We start from the raw sequence: 1,358 nt of genomic DNA, 5'->3' as shown, positions 1-1,358 counted from the left end.
AAACGGGTTTTGACGGTCATGATGGCTCCAAAGTCTTTGAAAACAGGTATTTTACTTTTTCGGCAAGGTTTAAACAATGTAAGGCCGTCTGAAAATAATGTCGGCGCAGAAGGACCGTCTGGGAACTTTTCTCCTGAAAACAAGACAAATGATAATCATTTCTTTGAAAGTATCCGCTCATGAACAAACGCGCTTTATTTGCCGCCCTCGCCCTCCTGCCCCTTTTTGCCCAAGCCGAAATCAAAACTATCAAAGACGTATTGGGACGCGAAGTCAAAGTCGATGTCCCTGTCAAACGCGCGGTTTTGGCGTTTTACTATCCCGACTATATCGCGGTAACGGGCGCGGACAAATTTAAAAACGTCATCGGCATTTCGCGTGAGTTTTGGGAGAAATTCAATCCCGGCAGCTGGGCGATGTTCAAACAGAAGCTGCCTACGCTGCAAAACATTGCGGACATCGGCAACATCAACACCGGCACGTTTTCACTGGAGAAAACGCTCGCGCTCAAGCCGGACGTATTGATTCTGGCCGACTGGCAGTATAAGGCCGTCGCCACCCACCTGCCGCGCATTAAAGCGGCAGGCATACCCGTCGTCGTGGTCGATTTCAACGCCGAAACCGTCGCGCGGCACACGCGCAGTGCGGAAATTTTCGGCGAACTCAACGGTACGCAGGCGCGCGCCCAAAAAATTGCCGCCGAATACGCCCGAGGCATTGCCGATATCCAAAAACGCGTCGCGCGCGCCAAGCAGTCCAAACCGAAAATCTATATCGAGTTCGGCGACAAAGGCCCGTCCGAATACAGCTACACCTTCGGCAAAGATATGTGGGGCGCGATTGCCGACACAGCAGGCGGCAACAATATCGCCGCGCCTTACGTTAAAAACTGGGGACCGATAAACCCTGAAAAATTCCTGACGGCCAAACCCGACGTCATCGTCATTTCGGGGACGGAAAACGGCCATAAAGACAAGCCTGGCATTATGGCGATGGGCATAGGCATCAGCCAGGCCGATGCGCAACGCCGCCTGGCCGGATTTGTCAAACGCAAAGGTTGGGCAGACATTCCTGCCGTCAAAAACAAACGCGTTTACGGCATCTACCACACCGCCTCCCGCTCGCTCTCCGATTTGGCCAGCGCGCAATTTATCGCCAAAACCCTGTATCCGCAGCAGTTTGCCGACATAGACCCAAACAAGACCTATCTGGACTTCTACCGCAAATACCTGCCCGTCGTGCCGGACGGTACGTTTTACATCCGATTGAAATAGCGGCTGCAAAAATCATAGGCTCAGGCCGTATAGCAGTCGAAACGGCGGGTTTGATACACGACGTTGTCGGCGTTGTCGTAATCG

General features: G+C 52.8%; 2 protein-coding genes. Both read left to right on the top strand.

Annotation, left to right across the window (positions count from 1 at the left end; translation table 11 throughout):
• A partial coding sequence (locus HMPREF2907_RS13310; RefSeq protein WP_472680784.1) for a hypothetical protein occupies positions 1 to 183 on the top strand: 183 nt, incomplete at its 5' end.
• Positions 180 to 1,274, top strand: coding sequence for an ABC transporter substrate-binding protein (locus tag HMPREF2907_RS09900; protein WP_070682577.1), 1,095 nt, complete (start codon positions 180 to 182; stop codon positions 1,272 to 1,274). The genes HMPREF2907_RS13310 and HMPREF2907_RS09900, both read left to right, overlap by 4 nt.
• Positions 1,275 to 1,358 lie beyond the last annotated feature (84 nt).

This window comes from Neisseria sp. HMSC055H02 (assembly GCF_001813335.1).
Taxonomy (GTDB): Bacteria; Pseudomonadota; Gammaproteobacteria; order Burkholderiales; family Neisseriaceae; genus Neisseria; species Neisseria sicca_C.
This window is presented reverse-complemented; position numbering and strand designations above follow the sequence as displayed.

What these genes read in the sequence shown, in the direction of transcription:
- HMPREF2907_RS09900 (WP_070682577.1), top strand. Translation starts at nt 180, where the DNA reads ATGAACAAACGCGCTTTATTTGCCGCCCTCGCCCTCCTGCCCCTTTTT.